Below are 16,754 nucleotides of genomic sequence, written 5' to 3'. Positions count from 1 at the left end.
GACCCTGCTCCGATAAGGTGGACGTCATGAATCAACCTTGCCCCAGCGAAGAGCAGGAATTTGCCGCCGCGGCCAGTGATCGCCGCGGCGCCGATCGCTATCGCACCGTGTGGCGTATCGCGAAAATCATACGCAACGGTGATGCCGGGCTGTGGCGGGTCCGCAATATATCCGACCGCGGCATGATGCTCGCCGCGGACGTACCGATCAGCGTTGGTGAACAGCTCGAAATCGCGCTGTCCGATACAGTGCAGCTGCGCGGCACGGTGGTTTGGTCCGATGAAGGCCGCTGCGGTGTTGCCTTCGACAAAGAGGTCGATGTCGCCGATGTGCTCAAAAAACTGGCCGCCGAGCAGCGCGCTACCGGTTATCGCCAGCCGCGCCTGCCGGTGCATAGCCGGGCCCAGGCGGTAACGGATGAGGGAACGGGCAGCATCGAACTGGTCGATCTGTCGCAGCATGGCGCTGGATTTCTCCACGACGGCCATTTCGAGGTCGGCAAGGAACTCGATCTGATCCTGGCGGGTGGGGTCAAGCGCCGCGCGATCGTGCGTTGGTCGCGCGCCGGTCGCGGTGGTCTGTGGCTGACCCAACCGCTCGATCGCGCTGACCTGGAAAGCATCCGCCGCTTCGAGAGCTGAGCCTGCTTCGCCGATTCAAATGTCTTCAACCAGCCGCCCATAAAGCTGCGGTCGCCGGTCGCGAAAAAATCCCATTCCCGCACGGTGCTTCGCCGCGCGGTCGAGATCGATAGTTTCGATCAGCACACCGGTTTCCGACGCGCCAAATTCCTGCGTCAGATCGCCCCATTCGTCGCTGATAAAGCTGTGGCCATAGAAATTGGCGTCGCCTTCGGCCCCGATGCGGTTCGCGGCGATCACTGGCATGCAGTTCGACACCGCATGCCCCTGCATCGCACGGCGCCACATCCGGCTGGTGTCGAGGTCGGCGTCGTAGGGCTCGCTGCCGATCGCGGTGGGGTAGAACAGCAGCTCGGCGCCCATCAGCGCCATCGCGCGCGCGCATTCGGGATACCATTGGTCCCAGCAGACGCCGACGCCGATCCGCGTGCCGAAGACGTCCCACACTTTGAACCCCGTGTTGCCAGGGCGGAAATAATATTTTTCCTCATAGCCCGGACCGTCGGGGATATGGCTTTTGCGATACGTCCCCATGATCGCGCCGTCGGGGCCGATCATCGCGAGCGTGTTGTAATAATGCGGCCCGTCCTTCTCGAAATAGCTCGTCGGAATCGCAACCTTCAGCTTCGCGGCGAGCGCCTGCATAGCGACGACGCTCGGATGCTCGGCGGTCGGACGCGCCGAGGCGAACAATTCCTCAGCTTCGACCTGACAGAAATAGGGACCTTCGAAAAGTTCGGGCGGCAGGATGACCTGCGCGCCTTGCGCGGCGGCGTCCTCGACGAGCGCGGTCACGGCCTCGATATTGGGCTGAGCGGGGCCGGGCAGGGGAAGTTGCAGCGCGGCAACGGTGATCGTGCGGGTCATGATCGAAAGCTTACAATCTGATGCCGAACTTCGCGGCAAGGGGAATGACGAGAAGATAGAGCACTATAGTGAGCGCGCAACCCGCGCCCAGTGAAATCCAGAAATTCATGCCGCTGCGGAGCATGATGGGCGTGACCAGAAACATCGGCAGGCTGGGCAGGACATACCAGAAGGTCGCCTCCATATGACCGGCGAGCCGCTCGCGATCTCCCGTATCGTGCCAAAGCCACAAGATCCCGAGCAGCGATACCAGCGGCAGCGATGCCACCAGCGCGGCTGCGGCGGCGTTTCGCCGACCGATCCACGCGATTGCTGCTATAATCAACCCCGACAATAGAGCCCGCGCGATGAAGCCTGCCGTCAGCACGGCAACTGCTGGCTCGAGCAATGGAAGCTGCCGCCACCGGCGATGATGCCGAGGGCGGGGATGCCGACGGCGCGCCGGTCGGGGAACAGCGCCGCCAGCGTTTCGACCGCGGCATTATCGTTTGAGACGTCATAGGTCGGCACGACAACGGTGCTGTTGCCGATGTAGAAGTTCATATAGCTCGCCGCCGCGATCTCGCCGTCGATCTCGATCCGTCCGGGCGAGGGGAGGTCGATGATTTCGACTCCGCCGAACGCCGTCGTCCGCGCGCGCGCTTCGGCGTAGATATGGGCGTTCGGGTCGTTCGACCCCGCCGCGACGGCCAGCGCCAGTCGCCCTTCGCCGACAAAGCGTGCCAGATTGTCGACATGACCGTCGGTATGATCGCCGACCAGCCCGTTGCCGAGCCACAGCAGCCGGTCGATACCGAGCGACTGGTGCAGCCGCACCGATATGTCGTCGCGCGTCAGCGTGGGATTGCGGTTGAGGTTGAGCAGGCATTCCTCGGTGGTGACGCACAGCCCCGTGCCGTCGACGTCGATGCCGCCGCCTTCGAGCACCCAGTCCTGATGATCGACGGGCAGCCCGCTCGAGGCTGCAAGCGCCGCGCCGACTTCCTGATCGCCGGGCATCACGAATTTCTCGCCCCACCAGTTGAATTCGAAATTGCGCGCGCGCCGCGCCGGGCCGGTCCCCGCGATGATCGGCCCGGTGTCGCGTAGCCAGATGTCGCCGAGCGGCTGGATCAGGATATGCACGCCCTCATCGACCAGCGCCGCTGCGATCTGCGCTTGCCGCTCGTCGTTGACGACCAGTCGCACCTGCTCGCCGCGGCCGCCGTCGTGGACGGCGTTGGCAAAGGCGGCGACGTCGCGCCGCGCGGCGTCGATCTGCCCCGACCATTCGTCGGCAAGGTGCGGAAAGCCGATCCACACGGCTTCGTGCGGCGCCCATTCGGCGGGCATTTTTAGGGTCATGCCGGTCAAATCCTCTTTCGTCATTGCGAGCGACGCGAAGCAATCCAGCGCGGTTTACGCCACTCTGGATTGCCGCGTCACTTCGTTCCTCACAATGACGAAGATGCGGTTACTACTTCTTCGCTGCGCTGCGCGACTTGTCGCGGGCGGCGCGAAATTCGTCGCCTTCGACCCAGTTCGGCCATGCCTCGGTCATCGCCAGCATGCGGCCCGCGGCGTAATAGAGGCGCAGGTCCGACATCATGCCGCCCCAGTTGGTGATCGCCTCATATTCGTCGCCCGGCGCGTGATAGCGGTTGGTTTCATAATCTTCCGACGCTTTCTTGCCCGCGTCGACGCCGCCCTCAACCAGTTCGTCGCCGCTGCCGAAATTGAACATCGGCACGCCCAGCTTGGCAAAGCTGAAATGGTCGGAGCGATAGTAAAAACCCTTTTCGGGGGTCGGTTCGGCCTTGATCGTGCGGCCCTCCAGCTTGGCGAGCTTTTCGACATAAGCGTCGAGTTCGGACTTGCCGCCGCCGACGACCACGATGTCCTTCGCCGGACCGACCGCGTTGAGCGCGTCCATGTTCACCCCCCCAACGGTCTGAGAAAGCGGAAACACGGGGTTTTCGGCATAATATTTCGACCCGAGCAGCCCCGATTCCTCGGCGGTCACCGCCAGGAATACGATGCTGCGATCGGGTGCACCCGCTTTTTGGAACGCTTGCGCCAGCGTCACGAGGCCCGCGATGCCGGTCGCATTGTCGACCGCGCCGTTGCATATGTCGTCGCCAGCGACCGGCGTGCAGCGGCCGAGGTGATCCCAATGGCCGGTATAAAGCACATATTCTTGCGGACGCTTGACCCCCGGCAACACGCCGATGACGTTGCGCGACATCTTCTTGGCGATTTCGTTGTCGAAGCTGAAATTGGCCTTTACGCCGGTCAGCGCGACGGGCTTGAAGCCCTTCTTTTTCGCGGCGTCACGCAGCGCATCGAAGTCCTGCCCCGCGCTGGCGAACAGCTCCTTGGCCTTGGGCAGCTGGATCCAGCCGTTGGCGACCGTCTGGCTGGCGCCGCCGTCCTTGCTTTCGGCCAGATATTGGGTGCCGGTGTTGCTGGATTCGACGACATTCCAGCCATAGGCGGCGGGTTCGGTGTCGTGGACGATCAGCACGGCGGCGGCGCCCTGCCGCGCGGCTTCCTCATATTTATACGACCAGCGGCCGTAGTAGGTCATCGCGCGGCCGTTGAATTCGCCCTTGGCTTCCTTGGTCTGCCAGTCGGGATCGTTGACGAGCACGACAACGGTCTTCCCCTTCACATCGAGGCCGGCGTAGTCGTTCCAGCCCTTTTCGGGGGCGTTGATGCCGTAACCGACAAATACGACGTCGCTGTCCCTGATTTCGGTCTTGGGCTGCACGCGATAGCTGAAGGCGACATAGTCCTTGGCGTATTGCGCGGTGACCGGGGACTTGCCGCCGGTAAAGGTGACGGGCGTCGCGTTTTTCGCGGTGATTTCGACCAGCGGCACGTCCTGCGTCCAGCTACCGTTGTTGCCGGGCTTCAGCCCCGCTTCCTGATATTTCTTGATGATATAGGCGACGGTCTTTTCCTCGCCGGGGGTGCCAGGCGCGCGGCCTTCATAGGAGTCGAGCGACAGCTCCTTCGTGACTTCCTGAAGCGTCGCGAGCGACAGTTCGGGAACCTCAACGTCGGGCAGCGTGGTCGCGGATGTCGCTCCCTTGTCGGACGCGTTGCATGCGGTGAGCGACAGAAGGGCCGCGAAAGCCGCGGCGGCTCGGGGGGAACGAAGCATGGGAATGTCCTTGGGTTTTCGATTGCGACGAGAGGGCTTGTGCCAGCCGCAACGCGCCGATGCAAGGTCGGGGGGGTGTCGCGCGGTCGTGTATGTCGGATCCAGACGTCCGCCGGAAAATGGCAGAGCCCCTGCAACCAGAATGGCAACGAAAGCGGTGCTATTTGACCTTGCTCATATCGGCATGGGCGGTCAATTATGCAACGCAACCGCGGGAGGCATAATCTTGAAAAATCGGGTTTTACTGGGTGCGATAGTCGCGCTGATTCCGGTGCAGACGATTGCACAGACCGACAACGCCGCGCTTTACGGCGCGCGCGAAAGTGTCGGGGACATAAGCATGTCGCCCGACGGAACGCAGCTAGCGTTCATCCAGCCAGCACGCGACCGTGGTTCGGTCCTGTTCGTCGCCGGCGCCGAAGGCGGCGCACCCAAGGCGGTCTTTCAGTCTGACGGTGCGCCGTGGAAGCTCGCCGGATGCAATTGGGCGTCGAATGTGCGGCTGGTCTGCACCCTATATGGTGTGGCGGATCCCGGCGTCGGCCACCCCGTGCCCTTTACGCGGCTCGTGGCGGTCGGCACCGACGGCAGCAACATCAAGCAACTTGGCCAGCACAGTCTGAAGGGCGCCTACGGCCTTCACCAGTTCGACGGCCAGATCATCGCCTGGCCGGTGGCCGACGACGGCCAGGTCGTTATGACCCGCGAATATCGTCAGCAAGAGCAGACCAATACCCGACTTTCGAGCATCGACGAGGGGCTCGGTGTGGACATGGTCGATACGGCGAGCCTGCGCGTCCGGCGCATTGAATCGCCGCGCATCGACGCCTCACGCTACCTTGCCGACGAAACCGGCGCCGTCCGCATCGTCGGCGTGCGCGCGACTGACGGGCAGGGGATGCAACGCGACCTGATGATCTACAGCTATCGCAAACCGGGCTCGCGCGATTGGAAGCCGTTGTCGCGCGTAACCAGTGATGGCGACGCGTTCACTCCCGTCGCTGTCGATGGCAAGCGCAATCTCGCTTATGGGTTCAAAGACAAAGATGGGCGCAGCGCGGTCTATGCCGTCACGCTCGGCGAAGCGGCGGCGGAAGAATTGTTGTTTGCCCACGGCCAGGTCGACGCCGGCGAAATATTGCGGATCGGCCGGACCGGGCGGGTGATCGGCGTCGCCTATTCGACCGACAAGCCCGAGTTCAAGCTGTTCGACTCTGAATATGCGTCGCTGGCGGCGAAGCTGCAAAAAGCCTTGCCTGGCCTCCCGCTCATCCGGTTCGTCGACGCGAGTCGCGATGAAAGCCGGTTGTTGCTCTTCGCAGGCAGCGATACCGATCCTGGCCGCTATTATGTTTATGACAAGGCCAGTCGAAAGCTGCACGAGGTGGCGCTGGCCCGTCCGGAACTCGAGAGCCGGACGCAGGCCGAAGTGCGGCCGGTCAGCTACGCTGCCGCCGATGGCACGATGATACCCGCCTATCTGACACTGCCTCCCGGCCGTGACGCAAAGAAGTTGCCCGCGATCGTCATGCCGCATGGCGGCCCTTCGTCCCGCGATGAGTGGGGCTTCGACTGGCTCGCGCAATATTATTCGGCACAGGGTTATGCAGTGATCCAGCCCAATTTCCGTGGATCGGCAGGTTACGGGGACGATTGGTATGTCGAAAATGGCTTCAAATCATGGAAACTCGCTGTCGGCGACGTCAACGATGCCGGGCGCTGGATGGTCAAAGAAGGCATCGCCGATTCCTCCAGACTCGCTGTCGTCGGCTGGTCCTATGGAGGCTATGCGGCACTTCAGGCGGGGGTGCTCGATCCCGATCTCTTCAAGGCGACCGTGGCGATCGCACCGGTGACCGATCTCAAGGGACTGGTCGAGAGGGCCGGTAACTTCACCAACGCCAGGATCGTCAGCGATTTCATCGGCACCGGCGCGCATCTCGTCGAAGGCTCGCCCACGCAACAGGTGGCAAAGATCAAGGCGCCCGTACTGATGTTCAGCGGAGACCAGGATCTGAATGTTGACATCTCGCAGGCCAAAGCGATGGAGGCGGCACTGAAGGCGGCCGGAAAGCCCGTCGAGTTGGTGACCTATCCAGGCCTGGACCATCAGATCTACGATTCGACCGCGCGGGCCGACATGCTGCGCCGTTCCGACGCCTTTTTGAAAAAGACGTTGCAACTGCCGTGAGCGGGGCCGGACTATCGGCTTTGACTGGTCGTCAGGCGCCATCGGCGCGATGGATTTGCAAACGGCATAAACCACCAAAGAAAAAGGGCGGCCCTGACGGACCGCCCTTCTGAAATCGTTTCGGTGAAAGCCGATCAGCGCGAATAGAATTCGACGACCAGGTTCGGTTCCATCTTCACCGGATAGGGCACTTCGTCGAGCGTCGGGACGCGGACGTAGGTGGCCTTGGTGCCGTCGATCGCCAGATATTCGGGCAGGTCGCGCTCGGGCAGGCTCTGCGCTTCGGCGACCAGCGCCATTTCCTGCGCTTTTTTGCCCAGGGTGATTTCGTCACCCGGCTTCACCAAGCGGCTGGCGACGTTGCACTTCACGCCGTTCACATAGACGTGACCGTGGCTGACCAGCTGGCGCGCCGAGAAGATCGTCGGGGTGAATTTCGAGCGGTAAACGACCGCGTCGAGGCGGCGTTCGAGCAGGCCGATCAGGTTCTGACCCGTGTCGCCCTTCATCCGCGACGCTTCGAAATAATTCTTCTTGAACTGCTTTTCGGTGATGTCGCCGTAATAGCCCTTCAGCTTCTGCTTCGCGCGCAGCTGGATGCCGAAATCCGACACCTTGCCCTTGCGGCGCTGACCGTGCTGGCCGGGGCCATATTCGCGGCGGTTGACCGGGCTCTTCGGGCGACCCCAGATGTTTTCACCCATCCGGCGGTCGAGTTTATACTTGGCGCTATGGCGCTTCGACATATGTCGTCTCCAACTTGCTGTGTACCGAGAGATTTCGGCGTGTCCCGGGTCGCACCATATGGGTATCAAGCCAGGCTCGACACCATATGCGACCGCCGCTTCACCGGGGTGCGGGGTCCATTGCGAAGGCGCGCGATTAGAGGGGGAGGGGCGCAAAGTCAAGCGCGGCGGTCGTGCAGGGACGCGCATCTCGACAGCATCGCAAAAACCGCTAAAGGCAGCGCGCATGATCGCTGTCAAATCTCCCGAAGCCTGCGAAACGATGATCGATGTCCGTGCGGGGGTCGATCGGGTCGACCGCGAACTCGTCGCGCTGCTTGTCCGCCGCTTCGACTATATGAATGCCGCCGCGCGGATCAAGACCGACCGCGGAATGGTGCGCGATGAAGCGCGCAAGGCGCAGGTGCTTGACAATGTCGCACGCGAAGCCGCGACCGCCGGGCTGGCACCCGACCGGCTGCGCGCGGTGTGGAATGAACTGGTCGAGCAATCGATCGCTCATGAGGCGATCGAATGGGATCGCATTCGCGCCGACGGCTAAACCCGCCGGCGCGCTGCAATTACTTGGCGCCCTTCAGCTTCTGGCTGGTCGAATCGGCCTGACGATCCCAATCTTCCTGGGTGCGACACTCGCGTTCGGGCAGGCGGCTGCCGGTGTCGGCAATCCGGCGGCAGATCAGCTTCGGCTTGGTCTTCTCGGGCTTGGCGGCCGTTTCAGTTGCCGGCTGGTTCGTGGGGGCTTCGGTGGACGCTGCGGAAAGGGCCAGCGACATCAACAGGGTAAGCATGGACGATTTGACTCCAGGGAGGGGAAGTGCCTGTTATCGCGCTCGCGGCTTCCTGCCAAGACTGGTTATGATGCCGTGCATCATCCTGATATCATTGTGCGACCAGCCGGTCTTGGTGAGCGTGGTGCGCAGGGTGCGCAGCGTCGCTTCGGTCCGTTCGGGCGGCACGAAATAGCCGCTGGCATCGAGGTCGCGCACCAGATGCTGGATCAGCTCCTCGAGTTCGGCATGCGGCGCGACGGGGTCGAGCGGGACCTGTGGGGGGCTCGCCAGCGCCATACCCCCCTCGGCTTCGTTCGGGGCATGCTTTGACCATTCATAGGCGAGCAGGATCACCGCCTGCGCCAGGTTCAGCGACGCAAATTTCGGATTGATCGGCACCGTCACGATATTGTGGGCGAGCGCGACATCATCGGTATCGAGACCCGAGCGTTCGGCGCCGAAGACATAGGCAGAACGGCCCGCACTGCCATGTACCGCGCGCGCCGCCGCTTCGGGGGTCAACACCGGCTTCATCACGCCGCGTTTGCGCACCGTGGTGGCATAGATGGTGGTGCAATCGGCGACGGCCTCGGCCAGACTGCCGAACACCTGGGCGTCAGCCAGCACGATGTCGGCGCCCGCCGCCGCCGGACCGGCATCCGGGTTGGGCCAACCGTCGCGCGGGGTGACAAGGCGGAGTTCGGTCAGCCCGAAATTGAGCATCGCGCGCGCCGCTTTGCCGATATTTTCGCCAAGCTGCGGACGGACAAGAACGATGACGGGGGATGGGGCGATTGCCGTCATTTGGACGGCCGCGCCGCCTCGGTGATCGACGAAGCAAACTCCTCGAAGTCCCTGGCTTCGGTGAAGTCGCGATAGACGCTCGCGAAGCGGATGTAGGCGACATTGTCGAAGCCCTTGAGTGCTTCCATCACCATCGCGCCGATCTGCGCCGCCTGGACTTCATTGTCGCCCGACGTTTCGAGCTGGCGCTGGATGCCTGACACCAGCCGTTCGATCCGCGCCCCGTCGATCGGGCGCTTGCGGCACGCGATCTGGACGCTGCGCATCAGTTTTTCGCGGTCGAAGGGTTCGCGTCCGCCGCCGGCCTTGAGCACCGATACTTCGCGGAGCTGGATGCGCTCGAACGTCGTAAAGCGCGCCCCGCAATCCTCGCACTGGCGACGACGGCGAATCGCGGCGCCGTCCTCGGTTGGGCGGCTGTCCTTCACCTGGCTGTCTTCATGGCCGCAATAGGGGCAACGCATCGGTTAGCGTTTCACCCGCGAGTAAAGCGCGATCGCGGCGCCCGCGAGCAAACCGACGGGCCAGCTGACCACCGGCAGGATCAGCCCAGCGACAGCGCCGATTGCGCCGCCGGTGAGCACTGGTTTGGTTGACGGATGCGCCAGACCTTGCTTGCCCATCGCCTTGACCTCTTCGATCGTGACTTCGGCGAGCGTCGGTTCTTCGGGATTTTGCCGTGCCATGATTCTCAGCCCTGATAGATCGGGAAGCGTTCGCACAGCGCGCGAACCCGGCCACGAACATTCGCCTCGACATCGGCGTCGCCATGTTCGCCCTTGTCGCGCAGCGCCTCGAGCACGTCGGCAACCATGTCACCGATTTCCTCGAACTCGGCGATGCCAAAGCCGCGCGTCGTGCCTGCGGGCGATCCGACGCGGATGCCGCTGGTCTTGACCGGCGGCAGCGGGTCGAACGGAATGCCGTTCTTGTTGCAGGTGATCGCGCTGCGCTCGAGCGCTTCGTCGGCGTCGCGGCCGGTGATGCCGAGCGGGCGGAGGTCGATAAGGGCAAGGTGCGTATCGGTGCCGCCGGCGACGACATCGGCGCCGCGGGCCTTCAGCTTGCCAGCGAGCGCCTGAGCATTGGCGACGGTCGCCTTGGCATAATCCTTGAAATCGGGGCGCAGTGCTTCGCCGAACGCGACCGCTTTCGCGGCGATGACGTGCATCAGCGGCCCGCCTTGCAGGCCGGGGAACACCGCCGAATTGATCCGCTTGGCGATCGATTCGTCATTGGTCAGGATCATGCCGCCGCGCGGGCCGCGCAGCGTCTTGTGCGTCGTGGTGGTGACGACATGCGCGTGCGGCAGCGGTGACGCATGAACACCGCCCGCCACGAGCCCCGCGAAATGCGCCATATCGACCATCAGTAGCGCGCCGACATCATCGGCAATCGCCCGGAAGCGCGCAAAGTCGAGTGTGCGCGGATAGGCCGAGCCGCCCGCGATGATCAGCGCCGGGCGATGCTCCTTCGCCAGCGCCTCGACCTGGTCGAAATCGACGAGATGGTCGTCGGCGCCTACACCGTACTGAATGGCGTTGAACCATTTGCCCGACATCGCGGGCGGCGCGCCGTGGGTCAGGTGACCGCCGGCGTCGAGGCTCATGCCCAGGATCGTCGCACCGGGCTTGGTCAGCGCGAGCATGACGGCGCCGTTGGCTTGCGCGCCCGAATGCGGCTGGACATTGGCATAGCCGCAGTCGAACAGCTGCTTAGCGCGGTCGATGGCGAGCGTCTCGACCTCGTCCGACGGCGCGCAGCCCTGATAATAGCGGCGGCCGGGATAGCCCTCGGCATATTTGTTGGTGAACACCGACCCCTGCGCTTCGAGTACCGCCTTCGAAACGATATTCTCGCTGGCGATCAATTCGATCTGATAGCGTTCGCGTTCGAGTTCATGCTTCATCGCCGCGGCAACCGCAGGATCGACGGTGCCGACACCATCGGTGAAATAGCCGGCCGATTTGATGGGCTTGTCGAGCGTGTTGGTCGTCATCGGCTGGTCTCCAGTTGCGGCGGGTTCGAAAGCTTATCGACACGGCGCGCATGGCGGTCGCCGGCGAAATCGGTGGTGAGGAAGGCGGTCAGGCACGCCTTGGCCATGTCGATGCCGGTCAGGCGCGCGCCCATAGCGATGACATTGGCGTCATTATGCTCGCGCGACAGTTTGGCGGACAGCGGTTCGGATACCAGCGCGCAGCGTGCTGCCGGGCTGCGGTTCACCGAAATCGAAATGCCGATCCCCGAGCCGCACAGCGCCACGCCGCGGTCAGCGCGGCCCGCGGCCATCGCTTCACCAAGCGCATAGCCAAAATCAGGATAGTCGACGCTGTCGGGGCCGTTGGTACCGAGATCTTCGACGTCATGTCCCTCGGCGTGCAGCCAGTCCGCGAGCAGCGCCTTCAGCTCGTAAGCGGCATGGTCAGAGGCAATGGCGATGCGCATCGGCGCGGCTCCCGCTGGGGTCAAGGGAATCGATGTCGGCCCTTTAGGCGACGCCGCCCGATTTGGCCATAAGCGAGGTGGCAAATTTGTGACGCGCCCGATAAAGCTGCGCCATGTCCGATACCCTCATATCCGTGCTGATGCTTACCGGGGTCGTGCTGACCGGAGGGGCGGCCTATGTCTTTCGCAAGGGCGACAAGCGCCGCGCGCTGCTGATGCTGGTCGCGGCGCTGGTGATGTTTGCCAATGTCGCGGTGTGGTTGGTGCCGGTGAAATAATCCTCCCTGTCGCGAAGCGATGGGGAGAGGGAGTGCAGGGTTGGATTGCCCCCGGCAATCCAAGTCCAGTCCGGGGGACTGAACGACCCAGCACTTCGCCGCAGGCGATGGTGGAGGGGCGACGACGGCGCGCCAGAGCCCCTCCGTCAGCCCTGCGGGCTGCCGCCTCCCCATCGCTACGCGACAGGGAGGATATCTGAATCACCGAATCGGCGAATCGGGCGCCAGCCGCATATCCAGATAATTATCGAGCGACTTCATCAACTGGTCGAGCTCATGCTCGAAGAAATGGTTGGCGCGCGGGATCTCGTCGTGATGGATCGTGATGCCCTTTTGCGTGCGCAGCTTGTCGACGAGCTTTTGCACCGCAGACGGCGGGACGATCTCGTCCTGTCCGCCCGCAACGATGATGCCCGACGAGGGGCAGGGGGCGAGGAAGCTGAAATCGTACATGTTCGCCGGCGGCGCGACCGACAGGAAGCCGGTGATTTCCGGGCGGCGCATCAGCAGCTGCATGCCGATCCACGCGCCGAAGCTGAAGCCCGCGATCCACGTCGTCTGTGCCTCGGGATGGATCGACTGCACCCAGTCGAGCGCCGACGCGGCATCGCTCAGTTCGCCGATGCCATTGTCGAACGTGCCCTGGCTGCGGCCGACGCCGCGAAAGTTGAAGCGCAGCGTGGCGAAGCCGCGGTTGACGAAGGTCTTGTACATCGCCTGGGTGATGCGATCGTTCATCGTGCCGCCCGCCTGGGGGTGCGGGTGAAGGATCATGGCGACCGGAGCGCGCGGACGCGGCGGCGGCGAGAATCGCCCTTCGATACGGCCCTCGGGGCCGGGAAAAATCACGTCAGGCATGGGAGCACCTCTTATCTTTTGCGGCTGACCGCCGACTCGCCGGAGTGGCAGGGTGGCGGAGCGAAGAGGTGCGCCTATATAGAAAGAGCGTTGCAAGTTGCAACTTTTGCGAATGGCTCGCAATAAGGGGGTATAAATTGCCCTCTCTGAACCGTTCGCATCGAGCGAAGTCGAGATGCCCATCGTTGGAGCGTGCCCTCCAGGTGTCTCGACTGCGCTCGACACGAACGGGATTTAGGGGCAGATGCCGCGCATGATTTACCTCGATTATCAAGCCACGACGCCGCTCGCCCCCGAAGCGCGCGCGGCCATGTTGCGCTGGCTTGAGGGGCCGGGTGAAGGCGATGGCTTCGCCAACCCGTCGAGCACGCACAAGGGCGGCCGCGCCGCCTCCGCCGCGGTCGAGGTGGCGCGCGACCAAGTGGCAGCGCTGCTGCCGAAGGGCGGGCGTGTGTTTTTCACCTCGGGCGCGACCGAGGCACTGAACTGGGCACTGCTGCGCGGGGCCGAAATCATGCCGGGCGGCTTCGCGGGGCTGAGCATCGAACATGCGGCGTCGCTCCAATGTCTGGAGCGGCTGCACGCCGCAATCTTGCCGGTCGGTGGCGAAGGCGTCGCTCTGCCCCCCGAAGCCGCGCTGATCCCCGAAAATGGCATCGTCGCGGCGATGCTGGTCAACAACGAGGTCGGCACCATCCAGCCGGTCGCCGACTTCGCCGCTGCCGCGCATGCGAAGAACAGCCTGCTGCTCTGCGACGCGGTGCAGGGATTCGGACGTGTCGCCATCCCCGCAGGCGCCGACCTGATTGCCATCTCGGCGCACAAGGTCCACGGACCCAAAGGGATCGGCGCGCTGTGGATCCGCGACGGCATCGACCTGCCGCCGCTGATGTTCGGCGGCGCGCAGGAACAGGGGATGCGCTCGGGCACCGTCTCGCCCGCGCTCTGCGCGGGGTTCGGCGCTGCCGCGGCGCTCGCCGCCGAACGATTTGACAAAGATGCCGAGCATGTCGAACAGCTATGGTCGCTGGCGCGCGAAATGCTCCCCGAATGGACGATCAATGGCTCGGCGACCCAACGCTACCACGGCAACCTCAATATCCGGCGCGAGGGCGTGAACGGTCTGCGCCTGATGTCCGATGCGCGTAATGTCGCCTTTTCACTCGGCAGTGCGTGCGGCAGCGGGTCGGGTAAGGTCAGCCATGTGCTGCGCGCGATGGGGGTGAGCGAAGCCGACGCGCGCGCCTCGATCCGCCTCGGCTGGGGCCGCTACACCAGCGCGCAGGAATTGCGAGACGGGCTGACCGCGATCAAGGACGCCGCGCGTTTGCAGGGTGTGAACTGATGCGCGTCACCTTCATCCACGCCGATGGCAAGGGCCGCACCGATGCCGATGCCGAACCGGGCAGCATCCTGCTTGACGTCGCGCAAGCGCATTTGATGCCGCTGGAGGGGACATGCGAAGGCCAGATGGCGTGTTCGACCTGCCATGTGATCGTCGCACGCGAGGATTTCGACCGCCTGCCGCCCGCCACCGAGATGGAAGAGGATATGCTCGACCTCGCGGCCGGGGTGCGGCGGACGAGCCGGCTGGCGTGTCAGGTCGTGCTGACCGAGGCGATGGACGGGCTGACCGTTCACATCCCGGGCGAAAGCCGCAACATGCAGGGGCCGCGCTAACACACCGGCTTGCATTTCGCCGGCGTCGCCGCCATATGCGCCGCGGGAGTCGGGCGGACGTGGTCTTCGCCAACCCGGTCAGGTCCGGAAGGAAGCAGCCGCAACGAATTCGCCGCGGGTCGTTCCGGCTCCCACCCAATTTCCCCCTTCGACAAGATCGCGTGCCGTCCCTAAGACGGACCGATGAGCGATTCCGCCGACGACGAACCCCCGATGCTGGGAATGGACCTGCCCGAGGTGACGCCGCAGGCGTCGAGCGGCCCGTACCGCGTCCTTGCGCGCAAATATCGCCCGCAAACCTTTGCCGAGTTGATCGGACAGGACGCGATGGTGCGCACGCTCGGCAATGCGATCGCGCGCGACCGGCTCGCGCATGCGTTTCTGATGACCGGGGTGCGCGGGGTCGGCAAGACGTCGACCGCGCGCCTGATTGCGAAGGCGCTGAACTGCATCGGTCCCGACGGGCAGGGCGGGCCGACGATCGATCCGTGCGGCGTGTGCGAACCGTGCCGCGCGATCACCGAAGGCCGCCATATCGACGTCATCGAAATGGACGCCGCGTCGAACACCGGCGTCGACGATGTGCGCGAGATCATTGAGGCGGTGCGCTATGCCGCGGTGTCGGCGCGTTACAAGATCTACATCATCGACGAAGTGCACATGTTGTCGCGTAACGCGTTCAATGCGCTGCTGAAAACGCTCGAAGAGCCGCCGCCGCACGTCAAATTCCTGTTCGCGACGACCGAAGTGAACAAGGTGCCGGTGACGGTGCTGTCGCGCTGCCAGCGCTTCGATCTGCGCCGCATCACCCCCGACATGCTATTCGCGCATTTCAGTTCGATCTTGCAGAAAGAAGGCGTCGAGGCCGAAGCACCCGCAATCTGGCTGATCGCCAACGCAGCCGAGGGTTCGGTGCGCGACGGTCTGTCGATCCTCGATCAGGCGATCGCGCATGCCGACCTCGACGGTGGCGGCATGATCGGCGCGGCGCAGGTGCGCGTGATGCTCGGCCTGTCCGATCGCACATCGATTGCGCAGTTGATGGCGGCGATCCTGGACGGCGACAGCGCCGCCGCGATCGACCTGGCGCGCGCGCAATACGCGCTGGGGATCGAACCCGTCGCGATGGTGCGCGGGCTGATGGACCTGACCCACGCAGTCACGCTCGCCAAAGTGTCGCGCCACGACGACTCCGCACTCGCCGAGGCCGATCGCGAACGCATCGGCGACTGGGCGCAAAAGCTCGGCTTTGCGCCTCTCAACCGGCTGTGGCAGTTGTTGCTCAAGGGCCACGAGGAGGTGCTGCGCGCCAACAATCCGCTTGAGCATCTGGAAATGCTGTTGCTGCGCGTGATTTATGCCTCAGCGATGCCCGATCCCGGCGAACTGGCAAAACTGCTGGAATCAGGCCGGATGCCGACGATGCCGCTGACAGCATCGCCCGCAGCCACAGCGCAGGAAACCGCGGTGGCGACGCCCGTCGCAGAGGCTGCACCGGACGCGGCGCTCCCGGCGACATCTCTGACGATTGCGCAGATCCACCAATTGCTCGAAAGCAGCGGAAATCACCGGCTGGCGGTGCAAGTCCATGATCATTTGCGGGTTATCGAACTCGAACCCGGCCACTTGGTTTTTGCCGCCGCCCCGACGCTGTCCGCGACGTTCCTCCGCGATCTCGGCGACGCGCTACTGGCCGCCACTGGCAGCCGTTGGCACGTCCGAGTGGGGGAGGGTGATGCGCGGCCCAGCCTGGGGGAGATGCGCGCCGTGACTGCCGCCGACAATGACGCGCGGATTCGCGAACTGCCGGTCGTTAGGGCGGCGCTGGCCGCTTTTCCTGACGCCAGCCTTGAAGACCCCGCCGACAATCGCCATAAGTCCAATCCATGAAATCGATCGAAGAAATGATGAAGGCGGCGCAGGAAGCCGCCGCCACGGTGCAGGCGCAGATGCAGGAGGCACAGGCGAAGCTCGACAGTGTCGAGGTCGAAGGCGTTTCGGGCGGCGGACTGGTGCGAATTTTGGCGAGCGCCAAGGGTCGGATCAAGTCGATTGCCATCGACGACAGCCTGATGGTGCCCGCCGACAAGCAAATGCTCGAGGATCTGCTTGCCGCCGCTTTCAACGATGCGCGCGAAAAGGCCGACCGGGTCAGCAATGAAGAAATGGGCAAGATGACGAGCGGCCTGCCGCTCCCCCCGGGCTTCAAACTGCCGTTTTGAGCCGGCTTGCGCGCACCGTTCAGCGCGGCGACATTGAATGCGTGCCAAGTTACGCCATATTAGCGATGAACACCCTATGAGAAGGGCGGTGCGTCCAGTCGTGA

At 64.0% G+C, this 16,754-nt stretch carries 20 protein-coding genes and 1 other RNA gene; 9 read left to right on the top strand and 12 right to left on the bottom strand.

All coding sequences use genetic code 11. The features are described from left to right. Positions 1 to 26: 26 nt before the first annotated feature. The gene (locus IPF76_RS18110) at positions 27 to 641 is read left to right on the top strand and encodes a PilZ domain-containing protein (RefSeq protein WP_293846830.1); all 615 of its coding nucleotides are present in this window, start codon (positions 27 to 29) and stop codon (positions 639 to 641) included. A gap of 15 nt (positions 642 to 656) precedes the next feature. Here IPF76_RS18110 and aguB read toward each other — a convergent pair whose 3' ends face one another. From aguB to IPF76_RS18090, 4 genes are all read right to left on the bottom strand, one after another. Then, on the bottom strand, positions 657 to 1,508 hold the full coding sequence (gene aguB / locus IPF76_RS18105; RefSeq protein WP_293846828.1) for an N-carbamoylputrescine amidase: 852 nt from the start codon (positions 1,506 to 1,508) through the stop codon (positions 657 to 659). 10 nt (positions 1,509 to 1,518) lie between these two features. Beyond that, a complete protein-coding gene (locus tag IPF76_RS18100; protein ID WP_293847402.1) occupies positions 1,519 to 1,872 on the bottom strand; it encodes a DUF3147 family protein in 354 nt (117 codons plus the stop codon). Then, entirely contained in the window at positions 1,869 to 2,852 is a 984-nt protein-coding gene (locus IPF76_RS18095; RefSeq protein WP_293846826.1) for an agmatine deiminase family protein, read from the bottom strand. The genes IPF76_RS18100 and IPF76_RS18095 overlap by 4 nt, the downstream gene beginning before the upstream one ends. A 112-nt stretch (positions 2,853 to 2,964) precedes the next feature. Continuing rightward, positions 2,965 to 4,653 (bottom strand): M28 family metallopeptidase, encoded by a 1,689-nt coding sequence (locus tag IPF76_RS18090; RefSeq protein ID WP_293846824.1) that lies wholly within the window; start codon positions 4,651 to 4,653, stop codon positions 2,965 to 2,967. Positions 4,654 to 4,879: 226 nt separating this feature from the next. On the opposite strand from IPF76_RS18090, the gene IPF76_RS18085 reads away from it, so the two are divergent. Continuing rightward, complete coding sequence (locus tag IPF76_RS18085; protein WP_293846822.1) at positions 4,880 to 6,844, top strand: S9 family peptidase; 1,965 nt, start codon at positions 4,880 to 4,882, stop codon at positions 6,842 to 6,844. Positions 6,845 to 6,978: 134 nt separating this feature from the next. Here IPF76_RS18085 and rpsD read toward each other — a convergent pair whose 3' ends face one another. Beyond that, positions 6,979 to 7,590 (bottom strand): 30S ribosomal protein S4, encoded by a 612-nt coding sequence (gene rpsD, locus IPF76_RS18080; protein ID WP_088441602.1) that lies wholly within the window; start codon positions 7,588 to 7,590, stop codon positions 6,979 to 6,981. Between the two features lie 226 nt (positions 7,591 to 7,816). Between rpsD and IPF76_RS18075 the strand changes: the two genes are divergently transcribed. Continuing rightward, positions 7,817 to 8,131 (top strand): chorismate mutase, encoded by a 315-nt coding sequence (locus IPF76_RS18075; RefSeq protein ID WP_293846820.1) that lies wholly within the window; start codon positions 7,817 to 7,819, stop codon positions 8,129 to 8,131. 19 nt (positions 8,132 to 8,150) lie between these two features. Here the strand turns inward: IPF76_RS18075 and IPF76_RS18070 are convergent, their stop codons facing one another. From IPF76_RS18070 to rpiB, 6 genes are read right to left on the bottom strand one after another with little or no spacing between them, the layout of a single operon-like run. Further along, positions 8,151 to 8,378, bottom strand: a complete 228-nt coding sequence (locus IPF76_RS18070; protein WP_293846818.1) for a hypothetical protein — start codon at positions 8,376 to 8,378, stop codon at positions 8,151 to 8,153. A 33-nt stretch (positions 8,379 to 8,411) separates the two neighbouring features. Next, positions 8,412 to 9,164 (bottom strand): TrmH family RNA methyltransferase, encoded by a 753-nt coding sequence (locus IPF76_RS18065; RefSeq protein ID WP_293846816.1) that lies wholly within the window; start codon positions 9,162 to 9,164, stop codon positions 8,412 to 8,414. Next, positions 9,161 to 9,628, bottom strand: a complete 468-nt coding sequence (gene nrdR, locus IPF76_RS18060; RefSeq protein ID WP_293846814.1) for a transcriptional regulator NrdR — start codon at positions 9,626 to 9,628, stop codon at positions 9,161 to 9,163. The genes IPF76_RS18065 and nrdR overlap by 4 nt, the downstream gene beginning before the upstream one ends. Positions 9,629 to 9,631: 3 nt before the next feature. Beyond that, positions 9,632 to 9,850 (bottom strand): hypothetical protein, encoded by a 219-nt coding sequence (locus IPF76_RS18055; RefSeq protein ID WP_293846812.1) that lies wholly within the window; start codon positions 9,848 to 9,850, stop codon positions 9,632 to 9,634. A 5-nt stretch (positions 9,851 to 9,855) separates the two neighbouring features. Further along, the gene (gene glyA, locus IPF76_RS18050) at positions 9,856 to 11,163 is read right to left on the bottom strand and encodes a serine hydroxymethyltransferase (protein WP_293846810.1); all 1,308 of its coding nucleotides are present in this window, start codon (positions 11,161 to 11,163) and stop codon (positions 9,856 to 9,858) included. After that, positions 11,160 to 11,612: a ribose 5-phosphate isomerase B gene (gene rpiB / locus IPF76_RS18045; protein WP_293846808.1), complete on the bottom strand. Its 453-nt coding sequence runs from the start codon at positions 11,610 to 11,612 to the stop codon at positions 11,160 to 11,162. Before rpiB ends, glyA begins: the two co-directional genes overlap by 4 nt. 113 nt (positions 11,613 to 11,725) lie before the next feature. On the opposite strand from rpiB, the gene IPF76_RS18040 reads away from it, so the two are divergent. Continuing rightward, a complete protein-coding gene (locus IPF76_RS18040; RefSeq protein WP_293846806.1) occupies positions 11,726 to 11,890 on the top strand; it encodes a hypothetical protein in 165 nt (54 codons plus the stop codon). A 201-nt stretch (positions 11,891 to 12,091) separates the two neighbouring features. Here IPF76_RS18040 and IPF76_RS18035 read toward each other — a convergent pair whose 3' ends face one another. Then, a complete protein-coding gene (locus IPF76_RS18035) occupies positions 12,092 to 12,748 on the bottom strand; it encodes an alpha/beta hydrolase (RefSeq protein ID WP_293846804.1) in 657 nt (218 codons plus the stop codon). A gap of 253 nt (positions 12,749 to 13,001) precedes the next feature. On the opposite strand from IPF76_RS18035, the gene IPF76_RS18030 reads away from it, so the two are divergent. The 5 genes from IPF76_RS18030 to IPF76_RS18010 all read left to right on the top strand — a co-directional run bounded on the left by IPF76_RS18030 (position 13,002) and on the right by IPF76_RS18010 (position 16,650). Then, complete coding sequence (locus IPF76_RS18030) at positions 13,002 to 14,093, top strand: aminotransferase class V-fold PLP-dependent enzyme (protein ID WP_293847401.1); 1,092 nt, start codon at positions 13,002 to 13,004, stop codon at positions 14,091 to 14,093. Next, positions 14,090 to 14,428 (top strand): 2Fe-2S iron-sulfur cluster-binding protein, encoded by a 339-nt coding sequence (locus IPF76_RS18025; RefSeq protein ID WP_293847400.1) that lies wholly within the window; start codon positions 14,090 to 14,092, stop codon positions 14,426 to 14,428. Before IPF76_RS18030 ends, IPF76_RS18025 begins: the two co-directional genes overlap by 4 nt. Before the next feature lie 41 nt (positions 14,429 to 14,469). Beyond that, positions 14,470 to 14,567: signal recognition particle sRNA small type (gene ffs / locus IPF76_RS18020), an RNA gene on the top strand. Positions 14,568 to 14,611: 44 nt separating this feature from the next. Continuing rightward, positions 14,612 to 16,318, top strand: a complete 1,707-nt coding sequence (locus IPF76_RS18015; protein WP_293846803.1) for a DNA polymerase III subunit gamma/tau — start codon at positions 14,612 to 14,614, stop codon at positions 16,316 to 16,318. Continuing rightward, the gene (locus tag IPF76_RS18010) at positions 16,315 to 16,650 is read left to right on the top strand and encodes a YbaB/EbfC family nucleoid-associated protein (protein ID WP_293846801.1); all 336 of its coding nucleotides are present in this window, start codon (positions 16,315 to 16,317) and stop codon (positions 16,648 to 16,650) included. Before IPF76_RS18015 ends, IPF76_RS18010 begins: the two co-directional genes overlap by 4 nt. The last annotated feature ends 104 nt before the right edge of the window (positions 16,651 to 16,754 follow it).

This window comes from Sphingopyxis sp. (assembly GCF_016704835.1).
Classification (GTDB): domain Bacteria; phylum Pseudomonadota; class Alphaproteobacteria; order Sphingomonadales; family Sphingomonadaceae; genus Sphingopyxis.
This window is presented reverse-complemented; position numbering and strand designations above follow the sequence as displayed.